Below are 10868 nucleotides of genomic sequence, written 5' to 3' on the forward strand. Positions count from 1 at the left end.
GAAACGCAACACCCTCGGCGTTACGTCCATCGCAAGCTACATCATCGCGGCGGCCTCGCCGATGACCAGCGTGGTCGCCGTCGTGCCGATCATGCTCAGCATCGGCGTCGGTTCGCCGGCGGCCTTCATTCTTGCTGCGTCGATCCTGATGCTGTTCGCCGTGGGCTACGTGGCCATGGCCCGGCATGTCAGCAATGCCGGTGCGCTCTATGCCTACGTGACCCTGGGCATGGGCCAGTTGACCGGCCTGGGCACGGCGGCCCTGACCATCTTTTCCTATACGGCGATCCAGGTCGGCCTCTATGGCGGCTTTGGCTTCTATGCGGCCGAGCTGATCCTCCAGGCCACCGGCGTGGCCGTGCCCTGGTGGCTGTGCGCAGCGGTGGCGGCGGCCGCCNNGGGGGGGGGCGGCGCCCGCCTGCCTGTACCTCGGCGTCAGTGGCGTGCATTCCGGCGCGCGGGTGCTGGGCTTCCTGATGAGCTTCGAATGCCTGCTGCTGTTCGTCCTGGCCGGCGGCATGCTGCTGAACAGCCCAGCCGAAACCTCGTTCAGCCTGGCGCCCTTCGCACCGTCGGCGTTGCTCAGCCCCGGCCTGGGCGTGGCCCTGATGTTCGCCTGCGTCACCTTCAGCGGCATCGAGGGCAGCGCGATCTACAGCGAGGAAGCCCGCGACCCGAAACGCACCATTCCCCGCGCCACCTACTTTTCGGTGTTCTTCATGGCCGCCATCTACAGCGGCGTCACCTGGCTGATCATCTGCACCCTGGGCACCGATCACGCCGTGGAGATCGCCACCAAGGAGTCGGGCAACCTGGTGTTCCGGGTCAGCGACATGGTCCTGGGCGGCTGGGCCACCAGCTTCTTCAATATCTTCATCGTCACGGCGATCTTCGCGGCCATGGTGACCATCCACAACAACATCGCCCGCTACCTGTACTCCCTGGGCCGCCAGCATCTGGTCTGGTCGCCGCTCGGCTACACCGGACGCAAGGCGCAGACCCCCTACGTCGCCTCGATCGTGCAGACCGTCAGTGCCGTGATCTGCGTCGGCTTCTTCGCGGTGATGGGCCTGGACCCGTACAACGTGCTGTACGCCAGCGTGACCGGCATGGGCGCGATCGGCCTCGTCCTGGCGCAGGCCATCGCTAGCATCGCCATCTTCGTGTTCTTCCGCCGCACCCGCTGCGACCAGCGCTTCTGGAATGCCTTCCTGGCCCCGCTGATCGCCGTCGCCGGCCTGTGCGTCTTCCTTTACTACGCGCTCAGCAGCGTGGAGCTGCTCCTGGGCCTCAGCGGCACCTGGGCTAACCTGCTGGCGGCGCTTGTGTTCATCGTGTTCGCCGCCGGCTGGGCCTACGGCTTCTACGTCAAGCGATGCCATCCAGCCAAGTACGAACGGATCAAGTCGGTGCTCTGCGAGTAACCCGGTCCAGCCATGCCCGTGCGGCAGTCACCTATCCAGCAATGAGGAAACAGCATGACCAACACTCTTCGCCCCAACTTCGCCGAGCGGGCCAAGGCCCAGCGCTTCCAGACCAGGGCCTTTATCGATGGACGCTTCGTCGATGCCCTGGACGGAAAGACCTTCACTACCGTCAACCCGGCCAACGGTGAAGTCCTCACCCGCATCGCCGAGTGCGACGCGGCGGATGTCGAGGTGGCGGTAGCGGCCGCCAAGGCGGCGTTCGAGGACCGGCGCTGGGCCGGCCTGGCGCCGAAGGAGCGCAAGCGTGCGCTGTTGCGCCTGGCCGACCTGGTCGAGCAGCACGCCCAAGAGCTGGCCCTGATCGAAAGCCTGGACAACGGCAAGCCGGTAGACGACGCCCTGGCCGCTGACCTGCCGGACGCCATCGAGACCCTGCGCTGGCACGCCGAGGCCATCGACAAGCTCTACGACCAGAGCTCGCCGACGCCCGGCGACCTGGTTTCGCTGGTGGTGCGTGAGCCGGTCGGCGTGGTCGGCGCGGTGATCCCGTGGAACTTCCCGCTGGCCATCCTGGCGATGAAAACCGCCCCGGCCCTGGCCGGCGGCAACTCGCTGATCGTCAAGCCCGCCGAGCAGACCACCCTCAGCGCCCTGCGCTTCGCCGAACTGGTGGCCGAGGCCGGGATCCCGGCCGGCGTATTCAACATCGTCACCGGTTTCGGCGAGACCGTCGGCCAGGCCCTCGGTCGCCACCCGGACGTGGATTGCCTGAGCTTCACCGGCTCCACCGAAGTCGGCCGCTACTTCCTCAAGTACGCCGCCGAGTCCAACCTGAAGAAGGTCATCCTCGAACTGGGCGGCAAGAGCCCGGCCATCGTCATGGACGATGTCGATGACCTGCAGCCGATCGTCGAGCAACTGGCCATCGGCATTCTCTTCAGCCAGGGCGAAAACTGCAGCGCCGGTTCGCGCCTGCTGGTCCATGAGAAGGTCAAGGGCCGGCTGCTGGAAGCGCTGGTCGAGCACTTCAAGACCTGGACCGTCGGCGATCCGCTGGTCGAAGGCACGCGCATCGGTGCGCTGATCGACGAGAAGCACATGAACAACATCCTCGGCTACATCAAGGCGGGCGTGGAGGAGGGTGGGCGGATCATCCTCGGCGGTCAGCGCATTCGCCAGGAGACCGGCGGCTACTACATCGAGCCGACCATCTTCGACGACGTCAGCAACCAGATGACCATCGCCCGCGAAGAGATCTTCGGCCCGGTGCTTTCGGTGATCACCTTCTCCAGCGTCGAGGAGGCCATCGCCATTGCCAACGACACCCCCTATGGCCTGGCCGCATCGCTCTACACCAACAACCTGCACACCGCGCACAAGGTGTCCCGCGCCATCCGTGCCGGCACCGTGTCGGTCAACTGCTTCTCCGAAGGCGACCAGTCGGTGCCGTTCGGTGGCTTCAAGCAGTCCGGCTTCGGCGGTCGCGAAAAGTCGTTCCTGGCCCATGACCAGTATTCCGAAGTGAAGACGATCTGGATCCAACTGAAATAATAAGGCGCGGCAAATGAGCAAGAACGAGTTCGATTACATCGTGGTCGGTGCCGGGTCGGCGGGGTGCGTGGTGGCCAACCGCCTCAGCGCCGAACGCACCACCCGGGTCCTGCTGCTGGAGGCCGGGCCGCGCCACGATAGCGTGATCCTGAAGATGCCCGCCGCCCTGGGCCTGCCCCTGGAAAGCAAGCGTTTCAACTGGGGCTTCAAGAGCGAGCCCGAGCCGGGCCTGAACGGCAACCGCAGCGACCAGCACCGTGGCCGGGTGCTTGGCGGTTCGTCGTCGATCAACGGCATGGTCTTCGTCCGCGGCAACCCGCTGGACTTCGACGGCTGGGCGGCGGCCGCGCTGCCCGACTGGTCGTACAGCCACTGCCTGCCGTACTTCAAGAAGATGGAGACCTTCGACGGTGGCACGGACAACTTCCGTGGTGGTTCCGGGCCGCTACACGTGCACCGCTGCAAGGCCGACAACCCGCTGTACCAGGCCTTCCTCGGCGCCGGCCAGGACTACGGCCTGCGCCTGAACCCGGACCAGAACGGCGAGCGCCAGGAAGGAGTCAACGTGGCCCAGGCCTCGACCTACAAGGGCGAGCGCTGGAGCACCGCGCGTGGCTACCTGGACTCGGCCGCCGGGCGCGACAACCTGGTGGTGAAAAGCCGCGCCTTCGTCACCGGCCTGGTGTTCTCCGGCAAGGCCGCGGTCGGGGTGAAGTACGAGATCGATGGCGTCGAGCAGATCAGCCATGCCGCCAAGGAAGTGATCCTCAGTGCCGGTGCCTTCGGTTCGCCGCAGTTGCTGCTGCTCGCCGGCATCGGTGATCAGGACGAGCTCAAGGCCCTCGGCATCGAGCTGCGCCACCACTTGCCCGGGGTCGGCAAGAACCTGCAGGACCACGTGGCCGTGGCGATCCAGTATTCGACGCCCAAGCAGGGTGTGTCGCCGACCCGCGCGCTGTCGCCGCTCGGGCGGCTGTTCGTCGGGGCGCGCTGGATGGCCGCGCGCAGTGGCCTGGGGGCGTCCAACTACTTCGAGGTGGGGGCGTTCTTCCGTGGCAACGACCAGGTCGAGTACGCCAACCTGGAGCACGAATTTCTCCCCATGGTGGGCGAGTTCTACCGCGGCAAGGCGCGCATCACCCCGGGCTTCCAGTACTTCACCAGCGTCATGCGCCCGGCCAGTCGTGGCAGCGTCACCCTGGCCTCGAAGGATCCCAAGGCCGATCCGCTGATCCGCCTGAACTTCCTCACCGCGCCGGGCGACCTGGAGCAACTGCGCGAAGGCCTGCGCAAGACCCGGGAAATGATCGCCCAGCGCTCCTGGGACGAACTGCGCGGCGAGGAGCTCAGCCCCGGCAAGCACCTGCAGAGCGATGCCGAGCTGGAAGCCTGGATCCGCGACAACGCCGGCACCACTTTCCACGCCTGTTCCACCTGCCGCATGGGGGTGGACGAGATGGCGGTGGTCGACCATGACGGCCGCGTCCATGGCATCGACCGGCTGCGCATCGTCGACGCCTCGGTGTTCCCGGCGCTGACCACCGGCAACACCAACGCCCCGACCATCATGCTGGCGGAAAAACTGTCCGACCACATCCTCGGCCAGGTCGCTGCGCCGATGGAAGTGTCGGCCTGGCGCGAAGCGCTGGCGCCGGCCCTGGACAAACCCGGACTGCCTGCCGGCATGCCCCACTGACCCTGCCCCGGTCCGGCGGCGACCCGTTCGCCGCCGGACATCCTGATGGAGAAACGACTTTTGGCGCGTCTTGCTTTGAGCGAGGTGGACAGCCTCGCCCGCGCGGTGCTCGAACTGCACGGTTTCAGTCGCGAACAGGCGCTTGCCGTGGCGCGGACCATGGTCTGCGGACAACGGGATGAGTGCGCTTCCCACGGCGTCTACCGCCTGCTGGTGTGCATCGCCACGCTGAAGGCCGGCAAGGTCGACCCGCGCGCCGAGCCGCAGGTGCATGACCATGCGCCGGGCAGTGTGCGGGTGGATGCCGCCGGTGGCTTTTCCCAGCTGGCTTTCGACCGCGGTGTACCGCTGCTGCGGCGCAAGGCGGTGGACAACGGCGTGGCGGCCCTGGTGATCAACCGCTGCGTGCACTTCTCGGCGCTGTGGGTCGAGATCGAGACCCTGACCGACCTCGGCCTGGTGACCCTGGCCTGCAACCCGAGCCATGCCTGGGTCGCTCCGGCGGGCGGGCGCGGGCCGGTGTTCGGGACCAATCCGATCGCCTTCGGCTGGCCGCGCCCGGGCAAGGATCCGTTTGTCTTCGACATGGCCACCAGCGCCATTGCCCGTGGCGATATCGAGTTGCACCGGCGTGCCGGCAAACCGGTGCCGCTGGGCTGGGGCGTATCTGCCGACGGCGAGCCGACCACGTCGGCCGAGGCCGTGCTGCAGGGCGCCATGCTCACCTTCGGCGGGCACAAGGGCTCGGCCCTGGCGGCGATGATCGAACTGCTGGCGGGGCCGCTGATCGGCGACCTGACCAGCGCCCAGTCGCTGGCCCACGACGCTGGTGCGGGAGCCTCGCCGTTCCATGGCGAGCTGATCCTGGCCTTCGACCCCAGGCGCTTTCTTGGCGAGCGCTACGAGCATTACCTGCACAGCGCGGAAACCCTGTTCGACAGCATCGAGCAGCAGGGTGCCCGCCTGCCTTCCGCCCGGCGCTACGAGGCGCGTCGGCGCAGCCTGGCGCAGGGCGTCGAGATCAACGATGAACTGCTGGACGAACTGAACGCGCTACTGCATCGGTAGCGCCTGGAGAACATGTGATGACGGCTATATGGGGACGATAGAGAATTCGGAAAAAATCGTACGCTAAGCTTCGCGAGTTCTTGTAACCAATTCATTGTTTTTTCAATGGATGAAAGAAAATGGCGAAAGCTATTTGACAAACAAATCGGGATCTTATAACTTACCTACCAAGTAGTCGGTAGATGAAATAAAGCCATGAAACTCAATTCAGATCTTTCGCAGCGTGTTGTCGTCGAGCCTTCAAGCTTACAGTGGGTCGATTCGCCAGCGACCGGGATTCAACGCCAGTTACTGGAGCGTGATGGCGACGAAGTGGCGCGTGCCACCTCGATCGTGCGATACGCGCCGGGCTCCGCTTTTGAAAATCATAAGCACGACTTGGGCGAGGAGATTCTGGTCCTGGACGGCGAATTCAGCGACGAATCCGGGACCTTCGGGCCTGGGACTTACATCAAGAATCCACCAGGTTCTTCGCATGCACCGAGCTCCGCGACGGGTTGCACGTTGTTCGTCAAGCTGCGCCATCTTGATCTAGCCGACAGCCAACGCACCGTGGTCGACACCCGTAACGGCCCCTGGTTTCCAGGCCTCGTGCCGGGTCTGTCGGTGATGCCACTTTCTGAGTTCGACACACAACATACGGCTTTGGTGCGCTGGGCCCCGGGGACACGATTCAATTCGCATCGTCACTACGGCGGTGAAGAAATCTATGTGTTGGAAGGCGTCTTTGAGGATGAGTTCGGAAGCTACCCTACCGGCACATGGATGCGCAGTCCGCATTTGAGTGCTCACCGTCCCTTCAGCAATACAGGCTGCACCATCCTGGTCAAGACAGGCCACCTGCCAGTCGCCGAATCAAATGAGGCGCTTGCATGAAGCATTTCTCCGAAATCTCGCCGACCGCCGAGCGGGTGGTCGATGCCGCTGAAGGGTTGGTACAGCAGCACGGCTACAACGGCTTCTCATACGACGACGTGGCCCAGTTGGTAGGCATCAAAAAACCAAGTATCCACCACCACTTTCCCAAGAAGGGTGAACTCGTGGCCGTGGTCGCACAGCGCTACACGCACCGGTTTCGTGAGGAGTTGCTGAGCATCGAAGGGCAGCATGCGAAAGCGCCTGACAGGCTAACTGCGTATGCGGCACTTTTCGAACGCACCTTCGCCAAGGACCGGCGCCTTTGTGTCTGCGGCATGTTGGGTGCCGAGTCGGACTCGCTGCCGGACGCCGTTGTGAGCGAGGTCGAGCGATTCTTTAAAGTCAATCTCGACTGGTTGACTCTTGTCGTTGCCGATGGTCAGCGTGCCGCGCTGATCACCTCGAATTCCACCCCAGAGGCTCTCGCAGAGGCATTCTTGTGCGCGTTGGAAGGCTCGATGATGGTGGGCCGTGGCATGCGGTCGTCACGCGGACCGGCCGAAGTTGGAAACACTTTTCTTTCCACCGTGTTGACCTGAGGTCGGCACTTTTTTTGCAACACAACCCTACCATTTAGTTGGTAGTTAAGGAGATTATTATGAGTACTGAATTTAATGGCAAGAAGTTGTTGGTCATCGGCGGCACTAGCGGGATGGGACTGCAAACTGCCCGCATGGTTCTTGAGCAAGGCGGAAGCGTCGTCATCGTCGGTCACCGTGAAGACAAGGCCGAAGAGGCCCGCAAGGCGCTGTCGTCGTTGGGCACCGTGACCGCCCTGACTGCCGATCTCTCGCGAGCCGAAGATGTGAAGCGACTCCTGCATACCATCGATGAACACCACAAGGACATCAATCTTCTGGTCAACGCGGCTGGGGTGTTCTTCCCGAAGGCGTTTCTTGAGCACACGGAAAGTGATTACGAACAATATTTGACGTTGAATAAAGCGTTCTTCTTCATCACACAAAAAGTCGTGGCCAATCTCGTGGCCAGCGAGCGTCCCGGCGCCATTGTGAACATCGGCTCGATGTGGGGCAAGCAGGCGATTGCGGCTACGCCGTCGTCCGCGTATTCGATGGCAAAAGCAGGTTTGCATTCGCTGACCCAGCACCTTGCGATGGAGCTGGCATCCAAACAAATCAGGGTCAATGCCGTTTCTCCGGCGGTTGTCGAAACGCCGATTTACGAGGGATTCATACCCAAGGCCGAGGTTCATGGCGCCTTACAGGGATTCAACAGCTTCCACCCAATCGGCAGGGTTGGGACGCCACAAGACGTCGCCGAGGTCATCCTCTTCCTGTTGTCGGACAAGGCAGCATGGGTGACGGGCGCAATCTGGGACGTTGACGGCGGCGTGATGGCCGGGCGTAACACATAATGGGGGAACGAGAAATGAACACAAACATTAAAGGAACTCCCGGCAACGGGATCAACGTCGGCGCATTGCGTGAGTTTGCAGATCAGGTCGCAGCAAAGCCCGCCGCAGGCATCGCGACGTTCGGCGTCGTGACAACCTGGGAGGGTGGCACCCGGACGCGTGCGCGAACCATGCCGCTCGTACTAGGTGACACGGCCTTGGCGCGCGGCTTTGTCATCGACGCGGACGAACCGGCAGAATTGCTCGGTACCGACACGGCCGCTAATCCACAAGAATTGATCCTGGCTGCGTTGAACGCATGCATGACTGCAACCTACGCGGCAAATGCGGCGGCAATGAACATCGAGTTGCAATCGCTGACTATCCGCACGAAGGGAAGCCTCGATCTGAGAGGTTTTCTTGGAATCGATCCTGGGATCAATCCAGGGTACGACCAGGTCGAGTATGAGGTCGAAATGGAGTCGTCGGCGGATTCGGCGGCGCTGAAAGCATTGCACGCGCAGGTGCAGCGAACATCGCCGAATTACCACAACTTCGCGAGAGCCATTGATCTCAAGGCCAAGCTGACCATTCTCCAATGATCGAGTCAGTGTTTCCCGTGGTTGGCTGACGGGAGGCCAAACCAGATGCGCTATGACGGAAGGTTCAACCTTCCGTCATCACGTTCTCTGGAATACGCAGTGTCAATTTGAGGTATACCCTAACCGGATGTCAGGCATGCCCGTGCCGCGCCGTCAGAATAGAGTCCGCTTTCACATTCTTTGACACATGCTTGCCAAGGTCTTAGATTTCAGCCTGATAAATTCAAGGCTTCGGGTGCAATGGAACCAAAAACCAACGTAAGCCCTGCCGCCCATCCAGCCCATGGAGGCATCTTGCAGGGACAACGCATCGGTTACGTCCGGGTCAGCAGCTTCGACCAGAACCCGGAACGCCAGCTGGAGCAGACCGAGGTGAGCAAGGTGTTCACCGACAAGGCCTCGGGCAAGGACACCCAGCGCCCCCAGCTCGAAGCGCTGCTGAGCTTCGTCCGCGAAGGGGACACCGTGGTAGTGCACAGCATGGATCGCCTGGCCCGCAACCTCGATGACCTGCGCCGCCTGGTGCAGAAGCTGACCCAGCGTGGCGTGCGGATCGAGTTCTTGAAGGAGGGGCTGGTCTTCACCGGCGAGGACTCGCCGATGGCCAACCTGATGCTGTCGGTGATGGGGGCCTTCGCCGAGTTCGAGCGCGCCCTGATCCGCGAGCGGCAGCGCGAGGGCATCGCCCTGGCCAAGCAGCGCGGCGCGTACCGTGGCCGCAAGAAAGCTCTCTCCGACGAGCAAGCCATCACGTTGCGGAAGCGGGCCGCTGCCGGCGAGCCGAAGGCGCAGCTCGCCCGCGAGTTCGGCATCAGCCGTGAAACCCTCTACCAGTACCTCCGCACGGACGACTGATTTATGCCGCGTCGCTCGATCCTCTCGGCCACCGAGCGCGACACCTTGCTTGCGCTACCGGAAAGCCAGGATGACCTGATCCGCTACTACACCTTCAACGACTCCGACCTGTCGCTGATCCGCCAGCGACGCGCGACGCCAACCGCCTTGGCTTCGCGGTGCAGCTCAGCCTGCTGCGCTACCCCGGCTATGCGTTGGGCACCGACAGCGAGCCGCCCGAGCCGGTCATCTTATGGGTGGCCAAGCAAGTTCAGGCCGACCCGGCGAGTTGGCCGAAGTACGGCGAGCGAGACGTGACTCGCCGCGAGCACGCCCAGGAACTGCGCACCTACCCGACGCTGCGCCCGCTGATCGGCGGCACCCTGAACATTAAGCACGTCCGCGCCCACTGGGATGACATCCTGCGCTAGGCCAGCTCGATCAAGCAGGGCACCGTCACCGCCTCGCTGATGCTGCGCAAGCTCGGCAGCTATCCACGCCAGAACGGCCTGGCCGTGGCCCTGCGCGAGCTGGGCCGGATCGAGCGCACGCTGTTCATCCTCGACTGGTTGCAGAGCGTCGAACTGCGCCGCCGCGTGCATGCCGGTCTGAACAAGGGTGAAGCACGCAACTCCCTGGCCAGGGCGGTGTTCTTCAACCGCCTTGGGGAAATCAGGGATCGGAGTTTCGAGCAACAGCGCTACCGGGCCAGCGGTCTCAACCTGGTGACGGCCGCCATCGTGCTGTGGAACACGGTGTACCTGGAGCGCGCCACCCAGGGGTTGGTCGAGGCCGGCAAACCGGTGGACGGCGAGCTGCTGCAATACCTGTCGCCGCTGGGCTGGGAACACATCAACCTGACCGGCAATTACGTCTGGCGGCAGAGCCGCAGGCTGGAGGACGGGAAGTTTCGGCCGCTAAGGCTGCCCGGAAAACCCTAGCGTACGATTTTTTCCGTTTTCTCTATTCGCCCCATATCGATCAGTAAGACCGCTGCAAAGTCACCTCAGCTGGTCGAAATCTCCACTGGGTGTAAGGTACTCCTAGGTGCTACTTCCTCTGTCAGCGTAACGGAGATCCGGGACCTGAAATGGCAGGAGGTCGAGAGCCTGAAATTTTCGGATGGGAGCGTCGCGACGATCGTCGCGACCGATCCAAAAGCTGCGGCTGACTAACTATGCACCCCGCAGCGCAGCAGGCCAAATTAGCGGCCGCACTAAAGCTCATTACAGATGAAGCAGATCCGATCCAGGTGCGTGTCAAAATGGCCTACGTCTGGGGCTATATTGACGCCTTGGCTGATGCTGGACTTTTGAGCCAGGCGGAGGCTGACCGCCTGCAAAAGGCCGCAGAGCAACGCCGCGATAAACGCCTCGCTGACTTGGGCGCAGATCCCTTGCTCACCAGCTGAAAGGAAC

Annotated in this window: 10 protein-coding genes and 2 pseudogenes; all 12 read left to right on the plus strand. The window is 63.1% G+C overall.

Features of this window, described 5'->3' with window-relative positions; all coding sequences use genetic code 11:
- The first annotated feature begins 443 nt into the window (after positions 1-443).
- On the plus strand, positions 444-1424 hold the full coding sequence (locus G1E_RS22240) for an APC family permease (RefSeq protein ID WP_371259955.1): 981 nt from the start codon (positions 444-446) through the stop codon (positions 1422-1424).
- Positions 1425-1478: 54 nt separating this feature from the next.
- On the plus strand, positions 1479-2978 hold the full coding sequence (locus G1E_RS22245) for an aldehyde dehydrogenase (protein ID WP_047150111.1): 1500 nt from the start codon (positions 1479-1481) through the stop codon (positions 2976-2978).
- Between the two features lie 13 nt (positions 2979-2991).
- Positions 2992-4674 carry a choline dehydrogenase gene (locus G1E_RS22250; protein WP_016715857.1) on the plus strand — a complete coding sequence of 561 codons (1683 nt, stop codon included), beginning with the start codon at positions 2992-2994 and terminating at the stop codon, positions 4672-4674.
- A gap of 60 nt (positions 4675-4734) precedes the next feature.
- On the plus strand, positions 4735-5742 hold the full coding sequence (locus G1E_RS22255; protein ID WP_047150112.1) for an Ldh family oxidoreductase: 1008 nt from the start codon (positions 4735-4737) through the stop codon (positions 5740-5742).
- A 195-nt stretch (positions 5743-5937) separates the two neighbouring features.
- Positions 5938-6618, plus strand: coding sequence for a cupin domain-containing protein (locus G1E_RS22260; RefSeq protein WP_004574802.1), 681 nt, complete (start codon positions 5938-5940; stop codon positions 6616-6618).
- Positions 6615-7199, plus strand: coding sequence for a TetR/AcrR family transcriptional regulator (locus G1E_RS22265; protein ID WP_004574803.1), 585 nt, complete (start codon positions 6615-6617; stop codon positions 7197-7199). Before G1E_RS22260 ends, G1E_RS22265 begins: the two co-directional genes overlap by 4 nt.
- Positions 7200-7258: 59 nt before the next feature.
- Positions 7259-8035 (plus strand): SDR family NAD(P)-dependent oxidoreductase, encoded by a 777-nt coding sequence (locus G1E_RS22270; RefSeq protein ID WP_004574804.1) that lies wholly within the window; start codon positions 7259-7261, stop codon positions 8033-8035.
- A gap of 14 nt (positions 8036-8049) precedes the next feature.
- Entirely contained in the window at positions 8050-8616 is a 567-nt protein-coding gene (locus G1E_RS22275) for an OsmC family protein (protein ID WP_004574805.1), read from the plus strand.
- 294 nt (positions 8617-8910) lie between these two features.
- Positions 8911-9471 carry a recombinase family protein gene (locus G1E_RS22280; protein WP_009681541.1) on the plus strand — a complete coding sequence of 187 codons (561 nt, stop codon included), beginning with the start codon at positions 8911-8913 and terminating at the stop codon, positions 9469-9471.
- A gap of 3 nt (positions 9472-9474) precedes the next feature.
- Positions 9475-9758 (plus strand): annotated as a pseudogene (locus tag G1E_RS29800) (DUF4158 domain-containing protein); the annotation flags it as partial.
- Between the two features lie 42 nt (positions 9759-9800).
- A pseudogene (locus tag G1E_RS29805) lies at positions 9801-10391 on the plus strand (Tn3 family transposase); the annotation flags it as partial.
- A 236-nt stretch (positions 10392-10627) separates the two neighbouring features.
- Positions 10628-10861: a hypothetical protein gene (locus G1E_RS22295; RefSeq protein ID WP_009681542.1), complete on the plus strand. Its 234-nt coding sequence runs from the start codon at positions 10628-10630 to the stop codon at positions 10859-10861.
- The last annotated feature ends 7 nt before the right edge of the window (positions 10862-10868 follow it).

This window comes from Pseudomonas sp. TJI-51 (genome assembly GCF_000190455.2).
GTDB lineage: Bacteria > Pseudomonadota > Gammaproteobacteria > Pseudomonadales > Pseudomonadaceae > Aquipseudomonas > Aquipseudomonas juntendi.